Source organism: Bacillus sp. EB600, from assembly GCF_024494385.1.
GTDB lineage: Bacteria > Bacillota > Bacilli > Bacillales > Cytobacillaceae > JAEVLT01.
This window is the reverse complement of sequence record NZ_JAEVLT010000003.1, coordinates 266,359-286,966: the sequence shown is the minus strand read 5'-3', so window position 1 is coordinate 286,966 and position 20,608 is coordinate 266,359. Positions and strand designations below refer to the sequence as shown.

The following is a 20,608-nucleotide window of genomic DNA, read 5'->3' as shown; positions in this document are numbered from 1 at the left end:
AAAGCGCAAGCGCCCGTTTAGCGACGTACACTAGTCGCTGGGCGCTTAAGCAAGACAATTCTCAAAGTCAAAAATTTACATATTCTTATCTTTTTAAAAAATCTATGTACGGGTAAATCGAGTTTGATTGATCCATCCGACCTTCTATGTAAAAGGGAAGAGAGAATACCAAACTCCCTTCCTATGAAAAAACTAAATCTTTAAGAACTTCCTTACAGACATAACACTGCCCCAGACGCCGATTGCAGCGCCCATTACGATGAGCAAGCCGGAAACCTGGTACATAAATGGCGTAACCGGCAAAATTTGAATAAAGTTACCTACCAACTTTGGAGCGATGTAATCATAGGCATTGTAGTATGCAATCGAAATAAGAATGATTGGTAAAATCGCGCCAAGAATCCCCAACCATAAGCCTTCTAAAAAGAATGGCCAGCGAATAAAGGAATTGGTTGCTCCTACCAATCTCATAATCTTAATTTCTCTTCTTCGTGCAATAATCGTAATTTTAATCGTATTGGAAATCAAAAAGATGGCTGTAAATAGTAAACCAATAATCAAAACAATTCCAACGTTTCGAGCTGATTTAACAAATTTGAATAGTTTTTCGACCTGTCCTTGACCATACTTGACCTTGGAAGCATAATTCATTTTTTCAATTTTCTTTGCTGCCTTCATCGTATCTGTCGGGTTTGTCGTTTTTACAATAAATACATCGTTTAATGGATTATCCTGTTCAAAGAGCTTGAAAGCTTTCCCCTCATTACCAAGGCTGGTGATCAGGTTTTTCAATTCATCTTTTTTCGAAGAGAACTTTACGGTTTTCACTTCAGGAAGCTGTTCAATCTGTTTTTTCAATGTTTGTTGATCCTGTGGGGTGGCCGCAACATCGATATGAACGCGGATTTCCACGTCCTCTTCAATCGTTTGGGCTACTTTATTGAGATTCATCATAATGACGAAAAAGACGCCAACCAAAATCAGGGTTACCGTAACCGCGCCTACTGACGCAAATGTCATCCAACCGTTCCGGCCAATGCTCTTAAAGCTTTCACGAGCATGACGGCCTAGTGTTCTAGCCTTCATAGCCGTAATCACCTCTTTGTTCATCACGAGCAATTTTGCCGCTTTCAATGGCAATGACGCGATGTTTAATTGAGTTAACAATTTCTCTGTTATGGGTAGCCATAACAATCGTTGTTCCTCTGTTATTAATTTCTTCAAAAATGTTCATGATCTCCCAAGATGTATCCGGATCGAGGTTCCCTGTCGGCTCGTCGGCAATCACAACCTTTGGCGAGTTAACAATCGAGCGGGCAATGGAAACACGCTGCTGCTCACCGCCAGATAGTTCTGTTGGCAGCATTTTTGCTTTGTGCTTTAAATTTACGAGATCAAGTACCTCCATCACTCGTTTTTTAATAACCTTCGGGTGGGCTTCAATAACCTCTAAGGCAAAGGCAACGTTTTCATAGACTGTTTTCATCTGAAGCAGTTTAAAGTCCTGAAAAACCACGCCTATATTGCGCCGAAATATCGGAACTTTTTTCATTTTTAATTTTGCAAGGTTAACACCATTCAGCATAATCGTACCAGAAGTTGGCATCTCCTCACGGTACATCATTTTAATGAAGGTGGATTTACCTGCCCCGCTCGGTCCAACGACGTAGACAAATTCGCCTTGATCAATCTGAACATCTATCCCATTAAGAGCCGTAACGCCATTTGGATACTTTTTATAAACTTCTTGCATTTCTATCATATTTATCATCACCTGATGTTTTATTTTTCCCAAAAACTAATAGACAGCTAGATATGTTCATCAGTGTTCAAAGGTATGCGTATTTTTCACATAGGTTCATTATAACATCATAATCCGACAAAAAAAGCGGTAAAAATATTACAGTTTCTTTTCAATTCTGACAAATTTCTTTACATTATTTTAATAGAAAAAGAAAAAACGGCCTGCCTGAAAGCAGACCGTCTTATTCTTCTTAGCTGTAATTGAGTCACAGCATATGTAAAATCTTTAAGGAAGTTGAATTATTTCTTTGCTGCAAGCCATGTTGCAACAGTATCAGCATCATTGCCAGTGATTAAGCCAGCTGGCATCTTTCCGCCGCCTTTACCATTTTTGATGATATCTAAAATTTCGGCTTTTGAGTATTTACTGCCTATTTTTTGCAGGCTAGGACCTACAACCCCCTGCAGTTGGTCTCCATGGCAGCTTGCGCATTTCTGGGAAACGATTTTTTGTGCATCTCCGCTTGAAGCAGTATCTGTCCCCTTATTCTTTGAAGTATCGGATCCACCGCCGCAAGCAGCAAGTCCCATGACAAGGGCTGTACCCATTACGAATGTTAGCAGCTTCTTTTTCATTGCTACTCCCCTTTCAGAAATAATTTCCAGCAAACCTAGTATAACCCAATAGTCCACAAGATTGAAACCATCTTCACATACTGTTAAAGCTACTCTAACTTGACAAATGCGGATAGATCAATGCCTTAGACCAATTGTATCAATTTTGTGAAATCGTACGAATACGGTGCTGATTAACATTGGCTTGTTGAAGGCAGTAATGTATATGCAATTAGTTTTATCACAAGGTTGTTTATTTTATTCATAATTTCCGCGGTAGAATTAGACACTAAAAATTTTCTTCTGTTTTTCATGGTATAATGTCGAAAAGGAGATGATCGTGATGGAGAAATTGCTAGAAAAAATGATGGAGAAAATGAATCAGCAGTTTGAAAAAATTGATCAGCGCTTTAATTCGATGGAGCAGCGTTTTAATTCGATAGATCAACGTTTTGACCAGGTGGACCAGCGATTTGATAAGGTGGACCAGCGCCTTCACCAGGTGGACCAACGCCTAGATGGAGTCGATCAGCGCCTTCACCAGGTGGACCAACGCCTGGATGGAGTCGATCAGCGCCTGGATAATCTAGAAACCAGCGTTGAGTCCCTCAAGGTAACGGCAGAAAACAATGCTACTGAGCTTCGCAGTCATTTTAAACACATTGAATCTAAATTGGACCAGCATGAAGCAATTTTTTTAACCGTTTCCGATGAAATCAAAGGCATGAAATTTGATATTGAACATCTTAGCAAAAAAGATGGCATCCACGAAAAGGAAATCAACCAAATTAAAATGCGCATGCAAAGTTAGTTCCACTATAACAACCTCAGAATCTCTTCACCCGCCATTCCATTTCGGCAAAATAAAACCCCAAAAAACAAAAGCGTAAGCGTCCGTTTAGCGCACGACAGGCTGGAGCACACCGACTGAGATCAGGGAACACTAAGCGCGTTAGCGGTTCGATGTTGATTTATCGTAGGGAGGTGGGCGAGGTCCATACGTCGCTAGGCGCCGGAGCTAGACGTTGATTAACTTCATTCAAAGTTATTAAACAGTAGGTTATTATTTTTTCCTTGTTAAACGCTAAAAAGCCTTTGCCTATTAAATCATGTGGCAAAGGCTTTTTAATTATTGAATTCTTGACCTTAGGTAGGCATCAATAAACAGATCAAGATCCCCATCCATAACAGCTTGGACATTTCCCGACTCGACGCTAGTTCGATGGTCTTTTACCATTGAGTACGGGTGGAAAACATAGGAGCGAATTTGACTGCCCCAACCGATTTCTTTTTGTTCACCACGAATCTCTAACAGTTGCTTCTCTTTTTCTTCGACCTCGCGTTGATAAAGCTTTGCGCGCAGCATCTTCATCGCCTGATCACGGTTTTGAAGCTGTGATCGCTGCGTCTGGCAAGCGGCAACGATCCCCGTTGGAATATGTGTGACCCGGACCGCAGATTCCGTTTTGTTAATATGCTGACCGCCTGCACCGCTTGCGCGATACGTATCAACCCGTAAATCTTCGGGACGGAGTTCAATTTCAATTTCATCAGTAAACTCCGGCATCACTTCACAGGAAACAAAGGAAGTATGGCGGCGCCCTGAAGCATCAAACGGCGAAATCCGAACCAGCCGATGGACACCCTTCTCTGCCTTCAAATATCCATAGGCATTATGTCCTTTAATTAACAAGGTTACACTTTTAATCCCCGCTTCATCACCAGGGAGGTAATCGAGCGTATCAACATGGAAGCCGTGCTTCTCAGCCCACCGCGTGTACATGCGCAGCAGCATGGAACCCCAGTCCTGGGACTCCGTTCCGCCTGCACCAGGATGAAGCTCTAGTATGGCATTATTTTTATCATATGGCTCGCTTAATAGCTGCTGCAATTCATACTCTTCCATACGCTTCATTAACTGTTCAAGCTCTGATTCTAATTCCGCCTGCAGCTCAGCATCACTTTCTTCTTTCACGAGCTCATAGGTTAATTCTAGGTTTTCATAGCTTTCATTCATTTCAAAAAACACATTGACCTGGTCCTTCAATGCGTTTGATTCATTGATAACGACTTGCGCTGCTTGCTGATCATTCCAAAAATCTGGATGAGTCATTTCATTATCTAGCTCCGCGATCCTTGCTTCCTTATTTTCGAGGTCAAAGAGACCCCCTAAAACCCGCTAATTGCTTAGCTATTTTCTCTAAATCATTTCGAATATCTGCTAATTCCATTTTCTTCACCTCTATAAAAATTAAAAAACCACTGTTCATATAATTTACTTATCCATTATAACGAATGTACCAAATAGTTTCAGGGTATTTCTACACAATTTCTTGTTGATTCTACATATTATCATCATGATTCTACATAATTTCATCGTGATTCTACATATTATCATCATGATTCTACATAATATCATTGTGATTCTACATATTATCATCATGATTCTACATAATATCATTGTGATTCTACATATTATCATCATGATTCTACATAATATCATTGTGATTCTACATAATCGCTTTGTTAGCCTACAAAAATCCAATCTGATTCTACATACCATTTAGTTTCTTCAAATTTCTCGCTTACTAGTCATTACCAAAATGAAAGCCGGCACTCGGCCGGCCTCCAAACATTAACTTACTGTACCGTGGCAGTTCTTGAACTTTTTGCCGCTACCACAGAAGCATGGGTCATTCCGGCCAATTTTCATTTGCTTAACAACCGGCTTTTTCTTGACCTCTTCGCCATCTTCCTTCGGATTGACAGCCTGTCCCTTGGCCACCTCTTGGCGTTCAAGGTTATTGTGAATTTCCGCCTTCATGATATAAAGGGATGCTTCTTCTTCAATCGAAGTAACCATGTTTTCAAACATGATGAAACCTTCTGACTGATACTCACGAAGCGGATCAATTTGGCCATAGGCGCGAAGATGAATTCCATCACGGAGCTGATCCATCGCATCAATATGATCAATCCACTTAGAGTCAACAGCACGAAGCACGATAACCTTTTCAAATTCACGCATTTGTTCCGATGATAAAACTGCTTCTTTTTCATCATAGCGCTCTTTTACTTTTGCAAAAATAGTCTCGGTCATCTCTTCCGGATCCTTGCCTTTAAGATCTTCAACTGTAATGTCCCCTTCACGAAGAAGAGTCGCATGGACATAATCAACGATTCCAGACAAGTTCCAGTCTTCCTCGTCCTCAGATCCTGGTGTATGAGCATCAACGTTACGTTGAATCGTTCTCATAATCATCTCTTCGACAATTTCACGGAGATTTTCTGATTCGAGCACTTCATCACGCTGTTTATAGATGATTTCCCGCTGCTGGCGAAGAACATCGTCATATTGCAGCAGCTGTTTACGAGCATCAAAGTTGTTACCTTCAACCCGTTTCTGTGCTGACTCAACTGCTCTTGAGACCATTTTACTTTGAATTGGCTGGGTATCATCCATACCAAGCTTTGACATCATCGACTTCATGTTATCGGAACCGAAACGGCGCATCAATTCATCTTCCATGGAAAGGTAGAATTGAGTGACACCTGGGTCTCCTTGCCGTCCTGAACGTCCGCGGAGCTGATTATCAATTCGTCGGCTTTCATGTCGTTCAGTACCGATAACAGCAAGCCCGCCTAATGCGACAACCCCATCACCAAGCTTGATATCTGTACCACGGCCGGCCATGTTGGTTGCAATCGTAACTGAACCCTTTTGCCCGGCCTCCAAGATAATTTCCGCTTCACGCGCATGGTTTTTCGCGTTTAGGACATTGTGACGAACACCCTTTTTCAATAACATCTTCGAAATGAGCTCAGATGTTTCAATTGCCACCGTACCAACAAGCACTGGCTGACCTTTCGTGTGGCGTTCGGCAATATCCTCAACAACAGCACGGAATTTCCCATCCATTGAGGCATAGATTAAATCAGCACGGTCGTCACGGATAATCGGCATATTGGTTGGAATAACAATTACATTCATATTATAAATGTTGCGGAATTCTTCTTCTTCCGTCTTCGCTGTACCGGTCATCCCAGCTAATTTTTCATACATACGGAAATAGTTTTGGAAGGTAATCGTCGCCATTGTCATGCTTTCATTTTGTACCTCAACGCCTTCTTTTGCTTCAATGGCTTGGTGGAGACCTTCGCTGTAGCGGCGGCCCTTCATTAAACGGCCAGTAAACTGGTCAACGATGACAATTTCACCATCTTGGACAACATAATCGACATCGAGATGCATGCTGACATTTGCCCGCAACGCTTGGTTAACGTGGTGATTGAGGGCAACATGGTTTATATCAAACAGATTTTCAATTCCGAACGAGCGCTCAGCTTTGCTTATTCCCTGCTCGGTCAGCATGACGCTTTTTGTTTTTTCATCATAGGTGTAATCTTCATCTTTCGTAAGCGTACGCACAAACGCATTTGCTTGAATGTAAAGAACGGTTGATTTTTCAGCAGCTCCCGAAATAATCAGCGGTGTCCGTGCTTCATCGATTAAAATCGAGTCAACCTCGTCGATTACTCCATAGAAAAGCGGACGCTGTACCTTTTGTTCCTTATAAAGGACCATATTATCACGCAGGTAATCAAAGCCAAACTCATTGTTTGTCCCATAGGTGATATCAGCAGCATATGCTTCCTGTTTTTCTTCAGCTGTCATACTGTTTAAATTCAAACCAACAGTCAGTCCTAAAAATTGATAAAGCTCTCCCATTTCAGTCGCGTCACGGCTTGCTAAGTATTCATTGACCGTAATAACATGAACACCTTTGCCTGAAATAGCGTTCAAATAAACAGGCATCGTCGCCGTCAGCGTTTTACCTTCACCTGTTTTCATCTCGGAAATATTTCCTTCATGGAGCGAAACGCCCCCCATCAACTGTACATGGTACGGGTACAAACCAAGTACGCGGCGTGCGCCTTCACGAACAACTGCGAACGCTTCAACCAGCAAATCATCGAGCGTTTCACCCTTTTGATAGCGAGCCTTAAATTCTTCTGTTTTTTCACGAAGCTGATCGTCCGTTAATTTTTCCGTTTCAGCAGCAAGAGCATCAATCTGATTGGCGAGCTTATCCAACCGCTTTAGCTCACGCTTATTTAAATCAAACACTTTATTTAAAATCCCCATTATTGATAAACTCTCCTTTATGCTAAAAAGCCATTAATAATAAGAAAAGATTCGCTACACAATGGCCGAATCCTCTTAAAATCATTTGTCAATACCTCTAACCATCTTACCACTTCCGCTATACAGTGACAACATATCCAAGCTTCAAAGCAGACATTTACAAAATCTTAAAGTTCACTATTCTTAAACGGAGAATAATGAATTCCAATGACGAATTTGTGCCTGTGAATATTTTCTAACAAATGTATGAAGTATGTCCAATTTGTATAAAAATTAACCATTATGCATTTTCCACTATTTGGGTAGTATTAACAACATCTTGATTTAACAATGTTTTCACGTTGTTTTTCATCTAAAATACGCCCTTGATTCCATGGGTAAATATTCACAAATTGTACATTGGAATATGCGCTTTCATTGTTAGATACTACCTTTAGAGAGGTTAATATGGATAAAAAAGCCTAATAGGGCTATTCCACAACAGAAAGGGTGAGCATAGTGGCCTTTTGGGGGAAAAAACAGACAGAGATCAAAACCAGAGAAGACAGAAATAAATCTGGCCCCATACGAAGACTGTGGCGAAAGATTAAGAGCATTAACTGGAAGGACCCCGTTAATCGTTGGAAGTTGCTTTTAGCTAGTTTGGTCGGTTGTATTATTGTATTTGGTGGTGGGTATGGAGTACTTTCCTTCACAAACTCGCCATCTTTTTGTTCGAGCTGTCATGAAATGGCTCCGGAATACTCTACATATACAGCCAGTGCACATAACCAAATCAGCTGTGTTCAGTGTCATATCAAACCAGGTGTTGTGAACATGCTGACGCACAAAGTGAAATCGCTTAAAGAGGTCTATTACCACGTAACAGGTGTTCCAAATCAAATTGTCCAAACCGAAGAAGAAGCTGTTTCCAACCAGAACTGCTTACAATGTCACTCAGAAAACCGGAAAGTCACAGCATCTGATGATTTGAAGGTTGACCATAAGAAACACATTGATGAAGGCATCCCTTGTATCACCTGTCACTCCGGCGTCGTTCACGCAAAAATGGCAGCACGCGAACTCAACGTTGGCAAGGATCGGAGTGAATGGACATCAAAGCAAAATGCTGAAAAGTTAATTGAAGAAAAATATTTACGTCCGAATATGGGAACATGTATCGACTGCCACAACAAAGTAAACAAAGGTGAAAAGCCTTGGAAAGAAATCACTTACAGCATTCCGGCTAATCCAGAAGAGGCAGCTAAAGTGAATGAACCCGAAAAAGCACCAGCTAGAAATACGGAAGAAACAAAACAAGACACCCAAGAGATCATCTTACAAGCAATCGGCACTAATAAAACTAATACGAAATTATCAATGGAATGTAAAACCTGCCACCAAAGCCAAGACATCGGCATTCCTAAGAACCATCAGGCTGCAGATTTTGATAAAAATCATGGACAAGACGCCGTTCAGCAATTGGATAAATGCGTAACCTGTCACCAGGATTCCAATTGGACAAAGGAAATACCGAAACAAGATATTATGACATTACTAAAATATGGAGACAAAGCTCCTAAATATATACCAAATGCTGAAAAAGCAAAAGAAGAGGCAAAAACAAACACATTTTGTAACACTTGCCATAACAAGCTCCCTTCAAATACTTGACGAGTGAGAATGGCTTCGGACATAAGCAGAAACATATATGTGCCATGATCACAATTATCAAAACTCATAAGGATGGACAGGCACCTGCAGATGTTTATTTTTACAAAGATTTGACATCGACTTGAATTTAAAGGTGAATCCAATCTAAAAAAAATTCGTCATGAATCAGGAGGGACATTGAATGGAAGATGAACAAAATAATCAGTCTACCCCTTCCCGCACACGCTATAAATTGTATAAAATCCTGACGGTTTCACTCTTTTTTGTTGTTCTATTTGTAGTTGTAGGTTTTGTAGGAGTCGAAGCAACGTCAAGTAAATCGTTTTGCTCCACCTGCCACGAAATGAAGCCGGAAGCTGAGACATTAAAAGCCTCATCACATAGTGAAGTGGAATGTAAAGAGTGTCATATACAATCAGGGGTAGTAAATTATGCAAAGGCGAAAATGAACGGTCTTGTACAGGTTTATGAAAAGGCAACCGATAGTTATCCGGCACCTATTCATATGCCAACTCAAATACCAAATTCATCTTGTGAGAAATGTCACAATATGAAAACGCGAAATGTTACAGCATCAGGAGACATCATCATTCCCCATGAAAAACACTTAAAAGATGACGTCAAATGTGTTGATTGCCACAGCGGTGTCGCTCATGGAGACATTGCTGATCGTAATGTCACATTTAAAACAGATTACGATAAATGGAACAGCACACTTGGTAAACAAATGATGAGTGATGTGAAATTCACCGAACCGAAAATGGCAGATTGCATTAGTTGTCACCAAGCTCGTAACGTTTCTACAGCATGTAAGACTTGCCACTCAACAGGTATGAAGCCAGACTCACATAATGACCCTAGTTTTATGAAGGGCGGACACGGCAAGCTTGCTGACAAAGATATTAAGAAATGCAACAGCTGCCATGACTCAATGTCTGATAACCCGATAAAGGGACTACAAACCAAGACAGTTTCACAGCAATTTTTAGATAACAGAAGTTCAGCAGACAGTACCATTACGGCAAAACAATATGCCAAGGAAAATACTTTCTGTGAGAAATGCCATTCTAAGAAGCCAGCAAGTCATAACAGCGAATTCTTCAATAATCATGGAACGCTTGCCAGCAAAAATCTGGAGACATGTAAAGCATGCCACGAGATCAGTCAGATAAGTTCAGCTGGTGGAAACCAAGTAATTTGTTCTACATGCCATCCAAGCAGCCATAGTCAAAATACAGGTTTTAAGGAACGTCATCCAATTCCGCTAACTGGAATAACTAAGCCTTCGGGGACATGCTATAAGTGCCATGATAAAGCTACTTGTACCAAATGCCACAAAGAAGAATAGCACTATAGTAAATACTTCTGATAGTTTTGTTGGATTTTTCGATCAACCTAACTATTAGAAGTTATGCAGATAAAACTAAATTGAGGTGGATATTTATGAAGGCGAATCAGCCAGTAAATCCAGAACCGGAAAATAATGATAGAACGAAGCTACAGGAAAAAAAGAAGAGTTTTACAAAGCTACAAGCATTTTTGCTTATCATCGCAACATTAATTGTGAGTCTGGGTGCTGGATATTTAATATGCGATAAGTATTTATGGCCAAATAAAGATGAAGCCAGGCTCATTGAACAAATTGATTATTATAAAGGTTTGGTAGATACGAAACCAAATAACCCTGACTATCGGGTAAATTTGGGCTATTCATACTTTTTAAAAGGTGATAACGATAATGCGGTTAAACAACTGCAAGTTGCAACGAACTTGGATAACAAAAACTTCGGTGCTTATTTCAACCTTGGTTTGGTATACAATTCTGAGAAAAGATACAATGATGCGATAAGAATGGCCCAAAAAGCTGAAGCACTTGGGCCTAAAAATTTCCAGGCACATTTATTATCGGGGATGGTCTATTGTAATTTAAAAGAGTATGATAAATCACTTAAATCACTGCAAGAAGCTCTTAAGATCATGCCAACAAACACAGATATCATTACAGAAATAGGTAAAGTTAAAGAAGGTCAGGGCAATTATAAAGAAGCAGAGAAATTTTTTAAAGAAGCATTAAGCTACGACCCGCTGTATAAACCTGCATCTCAAGGCTTGGATAGAGTCGCTGCAAAACTTAAAGACAACAAGTAGAAGGAGTTGAACAGACTTGAAAAAGAGAACTGTTTATTTAATCATGGGTAGCATTGTCGCACTTTCCGTTGCCTTATTTGCAGTAGTATCTATTTTTCATTTGGAAAATAGATTAAAACCGGCAGTTGCAAAGGTAGCATCAGGAGGAGGACCAAAAGTATTTTCAAACTCATTATATGGGGACTTTAATCAGCCTCTTAAAAAACCGATGGATGTCACAAAGGTTGATCATAATATCTATGTTACCGACGCAAACAGTCAGCAAGTACAGGTTTTCGATGAGTCTGGGAGCTCAGTTTTTAAATTTGGAAAACTGGGTACAAACGAAGGCGAATTTCAATTTCCTTATGGAATTGCTGGAGATGAAAATGGCAACATTTATGTAGCTGATATGAATAACGGGAATATTTCCATCTTTACTTCAAAAGGGAAGTTTGTCAAATACTTTGATGACAAGGATAAGGTCCTTAAAGCGCCAGGCGGGCTGCGTATTTATAATCAAAAGTTATATGTAACTGATATTAAAGAAAACAAACTATTTATTTTTGATCTTAAAGGAAAAAAACTAATGGAAATCGGTGGCCCTGGGGATAAAGAAGGGAAATTCATTGCTCCTAATGCTGTAGCAGTAGACTTTGATAATAATATTTATGTTACAGATTCTGCAAATAATAGAGTTGAAATTTTCGATAAAAACGGTAAATTTCTTAAGACCATTAATGGATCAAAAGATGGAAAAGGCAGTGCTACTTTCCTTAATCCAAGAGGTGTAGCAGTTGATTCAAAGGGTAATATTTATGTTGTCAATAATCTATCACACACTGTATATGCCTTTAATAGCACTGGGAAAGAATTATACCAATTAGGCGGAATGGGAACTGAAAATGATAAGTTCTATCTCCCAAATGGTTTGTTTATTGATGATAGTGATACTATGTACGTCACAGATACAGTTAACCAAAGGGTATCCATTTTCCGTTAATATTCTATTACTTTACTTTAAGGAGGTGATGGTGAGAAATCACTGCATTGAAACTTAAATTAAATAAAAAAAGAGAGAGAAAATTGGGAGGTTTTAAAATGAGCAAGGTAAGGTTAGGCTTATCAACTGTAATTATGCTAGTTTTATTTGGCATATTCAGTACTGTTGCCTTTGCAGCAGCTCCAGATCCATCATTCGTCCCGACATCGACTAATCCGGCACCTAATATCCACGTAGCCGATGTAGATAACAATGGGAATCCAGGTACACAAAAAACACATGGTAATTTCCAAAACAATACGAACTCTTGTGCAAACTGCCATAGTACGCATAATGGGGAAACTTCTCAGTTGTTAATGAAGTTCAATGACGAATATGATCTTTGTATGTCTTGTCATGATGGAACAATGGGCTTTTACAACGTAAACCATGCTAGCGGAGCTGGTATTTTTAACAGCACTCAAACAAGTGCATCTATGCACGAAGTTAAATCATCAGTAAAAATTAACGCTGCTCCAGGATCGTTTAATAATCAAGCAGCGGATGATCAAGTATTAGAATGTTCAAGCTGCCATAACCCACATGGTTCTGTCAATGACCGTTTATTAAATGAAAATGTAATCAACGGTGCGGCTTTTGCATTCAATACTGTTAATAATGTAAAAACTCTTGTTCCAAACGGAACACAAACTATTCATCTTGATTTAAAAGTAGACAATTCTACTCCTGAATTAACAGCTCTTAATACTGCTACCGGCGGGCTGATCAAAACATCTAGCGGTCCATTAGGAACTACCGACAAAACATACTATTCACAGTTCTGCGGATCTTGTCATAACGATTACTTGGCTAGCAGAAGTTCATCAACTACTCAAAGACCAAGCAACGTTGCTAAAACTGCTGCTGGTGATACTAGCCATTACAGTTACACTCATACAACAAACAGCACTTCGCAAGGCAGAGGCTGTGCAAGCTGCCACTATGCACATGGTACTGATATAACAACAATGATGGATACACAAGGTAAAAAGGTTGCTGATTATGTGGCTGCAGGCTGGGGCGAAGACAAAGCAGAAGCATACATGAAAGATGTAAATGGTGATTCCAAGCTGAAGAAATATACAAACACAGTCGTATGTTGGACTTGCCACCAATCAACACATAAAATTCAAACCAACCCAGTTGATCCGAAATATTTAGATCCTACGACTGGTGCATTCCTTGGTAAGACAACGATTAAATAATGATCTGACAGCAAAGAGCGAACTATATCTACTTAAATAGTTTTGAATAAATAAAACAAGGTAGCAATATCGAAATTGTTACCTTGTTTTAAATCAAATTAAACGAATGATGAAACAATATGTACTATGTAGTTTATTCATATTACTTTGAAAAGTACAGAACACAGTGCGTTTTTCTGCCAAAACTATTGGTTTTTAAAAGACACATAGTAATGACATGCAACATATGCAAGTTTAGATTTAAAAAAATGATTTAGTTGGATTACATTAAGGAGGTGGTTAATACAGAGCTATTTTTCACCAATTTTACACCAAAAAAAGAGAGAAAAGAGAAATCAGGGAGGTTTTTAGAAATGAGCAGGTTGAAAATCAGCTTGTCAGCATTATTCATGCTCCTATTTTTAGGCATGTTTGGAGCCGCAGCTTCTGCAGCAGGGTTTGATCCAACTAATTTGCAGCACCCGGCATCAACCTTGAATAATGCTACAATCGACAACAATGGAGATCCTAACTTACAAAGAACACATGGTAACTTCCAAAATAACACAAACTCCTGTGCAAACTGCCATAGTACGCATAACGGGGAAACCAGTACATTATTAATGAAGAGTAGCGGTTCTGAGCTTTGTATGTCCTGTCATGATGGTACATTAGGTTTCTATAACGTTAAAGAGGCAAGTGAAGCAGGAATTATGTATTCACAAGATACAAGCGCATCTATGCACCATGTTGACTCAGAATTACAAGTGAGTGCAGCTCCTGGAGCACAAGCAACTGAAGTTGATACAAATGGTTCATCATTAAAAAATACTGAAACAGCAACATTTGAATGCTCTAGCTGTCATAATCCACACGGTTCAGTTAACGACCGTATTTTAAATGAAACGGTAGCTGGGAATCAGTTCGCTGGTACTTATGATGTTTATGTTAATAATACAACACACGAAGAAAAAATTACAAAACTTACTACAGTTCCATTGGGAACAGCAGGAATTAAACTTAATTTACAACTTGATCCTGCCTATAAAGCTATCAATGACGCAACAGGATCTAATGGATTGAAAATTACCAAATCAAGCGGTATTTATACTGCAGCTGATCCAACCAATCCTGCAGTAGACACACTTGCAAAAGTATACGATAAAAGATTGAATTACTCTGCTTTCTGTGGAAGCTGTCATACAGATTATTACAGAAGCAGAGAAGATGGACCTAGAGACCAATTAGCCCAAGACGGTTCACATCTGTATTCACACTCAACCAGCAGCACCAAGTCTGGTAGAGCATGTACATCATGTCACTATGCTCACGGTACTGATATTACCTTATTAAAAGACACATCTGGTAGAACAATCGCAGATCTGCAAAAATCAATTGCTAATGGCGGAAATGCTTGGTCTGAAGACAAAGCAAGAGCTTACATGAAAGATGTAAGTAAAGATGGCAAATCTAACTTAAAGAGATATACAAACATGGCAGTATGTTGGGCTTGTCACCAATCAACACACCAAATTGATACACAAGGTGCTGTAAATATGACAACCAAAACAGTCCTAAGTCCAATTCCAGGTGGAGACTATTCTGCTAAGACTAATAATCAGATAAAATAATTCATAAAAAATGCTAACAAATAGTAAGATTTGTTAGCTGCAATATGAGTTTCTTAGCAAGGTGACAAATATCACTTTTGTCGCCTTGTCTTATTATAAAAAACTTCATAAAAAAACGTCAAAATTATTTAACTTAACGATGAAAATAAGGGTTCATTCAGTTGATATAATAAATCTAGCAATTATCTATTTAAATCTATTTAATCATGTCAAAAGAAGAGGATGAATTTCATGAAGAGGATGAACTTCAAACGAAAGATCTTTTCATGCATTGCCATATGGAGCGTTTTTATAGGTTCCCTCCTAATATATTCTCCTGATAGCAACGCTATCTCAGGTTCAGGCGTCCCTGTAGTGAAAGTTACAGCACCAAATGATGGATCAGTATTTGATGTTTCGACAGTTACATTCACTGGAACAATTTCTGATGACATTACAACTCCTGACAATCTTTCATTAAAAGTATTGGAAACTCAAAACGGTTCCCCTGTTGATATTACTAGCAAGGGAGTACTTTCGGTTTCTCCTGCAGGAGACTTTTCCTATTCAAGTGTCTTTAGCCAAGGGACACATACTTTAACTTTCCGAGTTACCGACGAAAGCGGACAAAATAGTGACTTGACTTGGACATTTACGGTTAACTATGTGAAAGAAATGAATCTTATTAAAGATATTAACGATACAAGCAGCTTCTTGTCTGTAAATAATATGACAGAAGTGCGTCTTGATGAAGAGATTCGGCTTGTGTTAAACGATGACGGAACGGTGCAAACATCTGACCCTGAGCTTAAAATTAAGTCAAGTAATGGGAAAGACGTATCAGTGAAAGAGAAATTGATTGAAACCAATAGTCAAGATAACAGTCTTGTATACACATTTACACCTTCAAGCAAACTTGACCCAAGAACAACTTATTATGTTTATTTAAATCAAAGTGATGTTAATGTATCGACAACACCAAGCATTTTTAAATTTACTACCATGAGTGACACAGATCCTTTTCTAACTTATAAATTTGAAAATGATTCAACCAACTATAGCGACCCGGAAAATGCCAGACAGCCAGACAGGATTCATGGGTATTACTCAAATACAACAAATGCCTGCAATTACTGCCATAACACCCATAACGGAAAAAATGCCCAACTTGAAGGCGGCAAATATGGGGATACATACAGTAATTTATGTATGGCATGTCATGACGGGACTGTCGCATCACAAGTTGACACGAACAGCAGCAACCACCAAAGTGCCGATCCAACAAAATTTAACGAATCCAGCTCATGTGCAAGCTGTCATGAATCACATCTTGGGTGGACTAAAGAAAACCCGAACCTGTTAAAATCAAATTAGAACTAAGCAAAAAAATGAAAAGAAGTGCTTTTCGTTTTTTTGCTGTTTTATATCTTCAAAAATTGCTGTTTAATATCCGGTTTCGACAATTTCCAAGGAAATAATAATTTAATTCAACAATAAGAAACCGGGAAGCACTTTGCCTCTCGGTTTCATCATTATTTCAACCAATCCTTTATTCCATCAATCTTTTTCCACAAGTGCATATGAGCCTCTGCGTAGATGATTGCTTCGTTTTCGTCTCCAAATCCGTAGTAGTCAGGGATCACTTTTGGCAGACGTTTTTTTCCTGTTAGATATTGGATCACAAATTTGTTGCTCTCTTTTGCATTTTTTAATAATTTACCTGCTTTTGCTGTATAGCCATGCTCCAACAATTCCAACAGTAATCGATTGTATAAGGCTTGTGCTGTACCCTCTTCATACTGCCCAAGTAACTTGTGAGCCTTAGTCAAATCGCCTTTATCAACATAGGCAATAAATAAGAAATAACGCACTCCTTGATTATCATTTGGATTAAGCTCCAGCAGCTCTTCATATTGCACGATAGCTTCTTTTATTTTTCCTAATTGGTAGAGAGCCTCTGCATAGTTCCCCTTCGCCCGCATAAATGGCCTCGTTTCAAGTAAGCCCCAGAAATGTCCTTTGTTTTCTTTGAAAAAGTTTTTGCCTAATTCCTTATTTCCAATCCACATACCCTTTTCATACATTTGTACCGCTTCTTCAAGGCTGTCAGCATTTTCAGCGAGAATATTATAGGCATCGACAAGATTTGGATTAAGCTCCAGCGCCTTTTCAGCAAGGCGGAAGCGCTCGCTTCCTTCTGCCTCAAACGCATCATAGATGAGCTGCTGGGCTTGATCCTGAAGCTTATTGGATACCTGTTTTGGAGAGGAAAGCTTGTTATTTAAAAATTCATTCACTTCATCAATGCTTTTAAAGTTTTTCCCTTGTATTTCTTCGAGTACTTCCTGCATTGCCCGCTCTGTTGCCATGGGCCCTCCCTTTGTACTGAACTGAATTGCTGGTTCGTCCTCATCATAATTGCTTTGATCTACAATTTCAGACAGAACAATATCCAATTCCCTATATACAGAAGATAAGGAGCCTGTGGAAACGCCGTATTGTTCGGCAAGTTCTTTTTGGGTATAAGCTGATTTTATTGGTGCTATCGTTGACATGAAATAATGAAGTGCTGCTACGTATAGATTCGGATTTTTGATTCGCTTTTGCTTTATTTGACAAAAAGAATTCCATAGCAAAATTCCTGTGTCAATCAGTTCCTTATCTTCCCCCATCCGCTCAAACTCTGCTCGAAAAAGCTCAGCAACATCTTGATATATCGGATCAGGCCACTCCATATCGTCAATTTCGACATTCAGATCAATTGTAGGAAGCTCGTACATCATTTCCAAAAAATAATCTGTAAGAAACTCCTGTGGATCATCATAGTCTGCTTCAAGCATTGTATCCTTAATAAATTCGGTTACTGATTCAGGTGCTAAGTCAGGCAGATCAAACGGTGCTGGAAAAAAGACATATTTTTGATCATAGGGTAACAGAATTCCGGAAAAGCTGACGCCCACTTGATACGGCTCATCAATCTTTGTTGCCATAATCGCTTCAAGCCGGTCGGATGATAAGAGATCCTCAACAATAAAAGTGTTACCCTCAACGCTAATAATTTTTCCGACAATCACCCTAGCATCCTTCCAGGATTGCAAAATTTGCTTTAGCTTCGGCCGCTTTATTTTCCTGAGCTCTGAAGCGATAAATCCATCCAGAATCGTTCCACTTTCGTCAAGCCGTTCAAAAAGGGTAAACCAAATCGTATGGACAAACTCAAAGAACTCAATTTCAGCTTCATGATTCATCTGAAATTCCTGTTGAAAGTCCTCAAAATTGTCTTCCATTTCATCCCCATAATTTTGCAGAGCATAATGTAATAGCTGCCTTTGCAGTTCTTCAATTTCCGTTTCTACCACCTGGGTAAGCGATATGACCTCATTGGCCCCACAGCATTTTTTATACTTTTTCCCACTTCCACACGGACATAGTGCATTCCTGCTAACTTTGACATCCATTCTCTCAGCACCCCAATTCCTTCAACCACACTTTTTCTTTTATATCAAAATATGTATCACAAGGACCATTGTTTGGTGAATATGTATCAATTAATTCATCTAGAAGATTCACACCGAGTCCTCCCACCATCATAATACCATTTTTGGCAGTATCCTATAAACATAAACCTTACTCCGCCGAAAACTTCCAGCATATATTCGAGGTTTTATGCACCATTTCTTTTGCACCTCAACCTAAAAACGCAGCCCCAGATCCAGGGCTGCGTTCCACTTTATTAATTAAGAAAGATTATTGTGCTTCAATTAAGCCGTAGCGGCCATCTTTACGCTTGTAAACAACATTGGTGCGGTTTGTATCGGCATTTGTGAAAACATAGAAGCTGTGGCCCAGCAGGTTCATTTGCAGGATGGCCTCTTCGTTGTCCATTGGTTTAAGATCAAAACGTTTTGTACGGACAACCTCAAGTTCGTCTTCCTCATACTCATTGTTTTCAATCACTGCATTTGTAAACGTTAGTCCGATATCGCCTTTTTCGCGAGATTTACGATTAACCTTTGTTTTATGCTTGCGGATTTGGCGCTCAAGCTTGTCGACAATCAAATCAATTGCTGCATACATGTCAGAATTGGTTTCCTCTGCACGTAAGACCAAGCTGTTTGGCATTGGAATCGTTACTTCAACTTTAGATGTTTTATCTTGATTAAATCTAAGATTTACATTTACGTTTGCCTCAGGTGTTTCGTTAAAGTAGCGTTCTAACTTTGCCACTTTCTTCTCTACATATTCTCTAATTGCTGGAGTTACCTCAATGTTTTCACCCCGAATGTTATAATTCATAAGTGAACTCCTCCTTTTGTTAAGACTATGTAAATACATTTCTATTTTACCCTATCATTATCCTGCTTAACCAGAAGAAAAATTTTGTCGAATTAATGACAAAAACATTGGGGAAATAGTGAGAAGCTTGATACCAATGGAATCAGCCGTCTTTATTTGTTCTTTTTTTATTACAAAAAAATCTTTTTTTACCAAATTTTTCTTACTGTAAAAGACACCGTCAGTGTAACAGTAAATTTGGAGTAATGGAAATACCTCCAACGACTCTCCTTTGTAACACCTCTTTAAACCTAAATTTTAAACTTTTTGACTGCGTCTTGAAGTTCCTCTGCCATCTCCGCAAGCGTAGCAGCCGAAGCGGCGATCTCTTGCATGGAAGCTAATTGTTCTTCCGTTGCGGCTGATACATCCTGAGTTTCTCCAGTTGCTTTACTTGTTATTTCTTCAATTTCAGTTGCAATTTCAACAACATGTTCAGCCCCTGCTACGGCTTCTTTAATCGAGGCAGATACTTCCTGAAATTCAACATTCGTATGATTCACGAATTGGTCAATCTTCTGGAAGGCCTCACCGGCGCTCTTTACAAGATCCATTCCTTTTGCGAATTCCGTCTTTCCTTTATCCATTGAAGAAACAGCTTGATTCGTATCAGTTTGGATTGATGATATTAAATGCCGGATAGTTTCTGTTGATTTGGACGATTGTTCAGCTAATTTGCGAACCTCATCTGCAACAACGGCAAACCCTTTCCCATGCTCTCCAGCTCTAGCAGCTTCAATTGCTGCATTTAACGCTAATAAATTGGTTTGTGAAGCTATATCCGAAATAACATCAATGATTTGATTAATTTCTTTTGAACGTTCGCCAAGAGTATGAATGACATTTCCAAGGTTTTGAATTGTATCCTGGATGTTTTCCATTTGATTTGTCGATAATTGAATCGCTTCATTCCCATTACTTACAATACTTGCTGCCTCTAATGACTCATTTGCAACAGTCCCCGAGTGTTCCCTGACACGTTCCATCCCTAAGGACATTTCCCGAATAATGGAATTGGTTTCTTTTACCATCGTTGTTTGTCTTTCGGTACCAGCAGCAACCTCTTGAATGGAGTTCGCAATCTGCTCCGTAGCCATACTATTTTGTTCTGAACTGGCCATAAGCTCCTCGGAAGACGCGGCAAGAAGTTCTG

General features: G+C 39.3%; 16 protein-coding genes. 8 read left to right on the top strand and 8 right to left on the bottom strand.

Annotated features, from left to right (window positions below):
* Window positions 1-192: 192 nt before the first annotated feature.
* The 3 genes from ftsX to cccB all read right to left on the bottom strand — a co-directional run bounded on the left by ftsX (window position 193) and on the right by cccB (window position 2,379).
* Entirely contained in the window at window positions 193-1,086 is an 894-nt protein-coding gene (gene ftsX, locus JN080_RS05625; RefSeq protein WP_256234940.1) for a permease-like cell division protein FtsX, read from the bottom strand.
* Window positions 1,076-1,762, bottom strand: coding sequence for a cell division ATP-binding protein FtsE (gene ftsE / locus JN080_RS05620; protein ID WP_256234939.1), 687 nt, complete (start codon window positions 1,760-1,762; stop codon window positions 1,076-1,078). The genes ftsX and ftsE overlap by 11 nt, the downstream gene beginning before the upstream one ends.
* A 281-nt stretch (window positions 1,763-2,043) precedes the next feature.
* Window positions 2,044-2,379 carry a cytochrome c551 gene (gene cccB, locus JN080_RS05615; RefSeq protein WP_256234938.1) on the bottom strand — a complete coding sequence of 112 codons (336 nt, stop codon included), beginning with the start codon at window positions 2,377-2,379 and terminating at the stop codon, window positions 2,044-2,046.
* A 322-nt stretch (window positions 2,380-2,701) separates the two neighbouring features.
* Here cccB and JN080_RS05610 point away from each other — a divergent pair, with 322 nt between their 5' ends.
* A complete protein-coding gene (locus tag JN080_RS05610; RefSeq protein ID WP_256234937.1) occupies window positions 2,702-3,169 on the top strand; it encodes a hypothetical protein in 468 nt (155 codons plus the stop codon).
* A gap of 318 nt (window positions 3,170-3,487) precedes the next feature.
* Here the strand turns inward: JN080_RS05610 and prfB are convergent.
* Window positions 3,488-4,589 (bottom strand): peptide chain release factor 2 gene (prfB, locus tag JN080_RS05605; protein WP_256234936.1). Its coding sequence is split into 2 segments (ribosomal slippage): window positions 3,488-4,516 and window positions 4,518-4,589, totalling 1,101 coding nucleotides; the frame shifts between segments, so codons are not numbered across the junction.
* 404 nt (window positions 4,590-4,993) lie between these two features.
* Window positions 4,994-7,507 (bottom strand): preprotein translocase subunit SecA, encoded by a 2,514-nt coding sequence (gene secA / locus JN080_RS05600; RefSeq protein ID WP_256234992.1) that lies wholly within the window; start codon window positions 7,505-7,507, stop codon window positions 4,994-4,996.
* Between the two features lie 495 nt (window positions 7,508-8,002).
* Between secA and JN080_RS05595 the strand changes: the two genes are divergently transcribed.
* The 7 genes from JN080_RS05595 to JN080_RS29610 all read left to right on the top strand — a co-directional run bounded on the left by JN080_RS05595 (window position 8,003) and on the right by JN080_RS29610 (window position 16,494).
* Window positions 8,003-9,157: a cytochrome c3 family protein gene (locus JN080_RS05595; protein ID WP_256234935.1), complete on the top strand. Its 1,155-nt coding sequence runs from the start codon at window positions 8,003-8,005 to the stop codon at window positions 9,155-9,157.
* A gap of 181 nt (window positions 9,158-9,338) precedes the next feature.
* Window positions 9,339-10,505 (top strand): cytochrome c3 family protein, encoded by a 1,167-nt coding sequence (locus JN080_RS05590; protein WP_256234934.1) that lies wholly within the window; start codon window positions 9,339-9,341, stop codon window positions 10,503-10,505.
* Window positions 10,506-10,600: 95 nt separating this feature from the next.
* Window positions 10,601-11,305, top strand: coding sequence for a tetratricopeptide repeat protein (locus tag JN080_RS05585; RefSeq protein WP_256234933.1), 705 nt, complete (start codon window positions 10,601-10,603; stop codon window positions 11,303-11,305).
* 16 nt (window positions 11,306-11,321) lie between these two features.
* Complete coding sequence (locus JN080_RS05580) at window positions 11,322-12,287, top strand: 6-bladed beta-propeller (RefSeq protein ID WP_256234932.1); 966 nt, start codon at window positions 11,322-11,324, stop codon at window positions 12,285-12,287.
* Window positions 12,288-12,385: 98 nt separating this feature from the next.
* Complete coding sequence (locus JN080_RS05575) at window positions 12,386-13,531, top strand: cytochrome c3 family protein (protein WP_256234931.1); 1,146 nt, start codon at window positions 12,386-12,388, stop codon at window positions 13,529-13,531.
* Between the two features lie 353 nt (window positions 13,532-13,884).
* A complete protein-coding gene (locus JN080_RS05570) occupies window positions 13,885-15,141 on the top strand; it encodes a cytochrome c3 family protein (protein ID WP_256234929.1) in 1,257 nt (418 codons plus the stop codon).
* 354 nt (window positions 15,142-15,495) lie between these two features.
* Window positions 15,496-16,494 carry an Ig-like domain-containing protein gene (locus tag JN080_RS29610; protein ID WP_256234928.1) on the top strand — a complete coding sequence of 333 codons (999 nt, stop codon included), beginning with the start codon at window positions 15,496-15,498 and terminating at the stop codon, window positions 16,492-16,494.
* A 158-nt stretch (window positions 16,495-16,652) separates the two neighbouring features.
* Here the strand turns inward: JN080_RS29610 and JN080_RS05560 are convergent, their stop codons facing one another.
* The 3 genes from JN080_RS05560 to JN080_RS29780 all read right to left on the bottom strand — a co-directional run bounded on the left by JN080_RS05560 (window position 16,653) and on the right by JN080_RS29780 (window position 20,552).
* Window positions 16,653-18,578 carry a YecA family protein gene (locus JN080_RS05560; RefSeq protein WP_256234927.1) on the bottom strand — a complete coding sequence of 642 codons (1,926 nt, stop codon included), beginning with the start codon at window positions 18,576-18,578 and terminating at the stop codon, window positions 16,653-16,655.
* A 289-nt stretch (window positions 18,579-18,867) separates the two neighbouring features.
* Window positions 18,868-19,416 (bottom strand): ribosome hibernation-promoting factor, HPF/YfiA family, encoded by a 549-nt coding sequence (hpf, locus tag JN080_RS05555; RefSeq protein ID WP_256234926.1) that lies wholly within the window; start codon window positions 19,414-19,416, stop codon window positions 18,868-18,870.
* A gap of 290 nt (window positions 19,417-19,706) precedes the next feature.
* The gene (locus tag JN080_RS29780; RefSeq protein WP_375141588.1) at window positions 19,707-20,552 is read right to left on the bottom strand and encodes a methyl-accepting chemotaxis protein; all 846 of its coding nucleotides are present in this window, start codon (window positions 20,550-20,552) and stop codon (window positions 19,707-19,709) included.
* Window positions 20,553-20,608 lie beyond the last annotated feature (56 nt).